Annotated in this window: 1 protein-coding gene; it reads left to right on the forward strand. The window is 32.0% G+C overall.

Going from position 1 to position 231, the window contains the following annotated elements; translation table 11 throughout:
- On the forward strand, window positions 1-231 hold a 231-nt coding region (locus ACY2RX_RS15005), incomplete at both ends, for an alanine racemase C-terminal domain-containing protein (RefSeq protein ID WP_490104763.1).

Consider the following 231-nt stretch of genomic DNA (forward strand, 5'->3'; position numbering starts at 1 on the left):
ATGATGAAAAAGAAACAGCCCAACTTAAAAATACACATCATTTCAAATCAATTATTTCTCAAATTCATTTAATAGAACCTGGTGAAACAGTTGGTTCCAATAGAGCTTTTATAGCAAAAAGACCAACTAAAACAGCTACCATCCAAATTGGTCATGCAGGTGGTATCTCTAGAAGATTAGGAAATAAAAAAGGTTGTGTACTTATCAACAATCAGAAAGCACCTATTATTG

This window comes from Polaribacter sp. 2405UD43-2 (assembly GCF_058147125.1).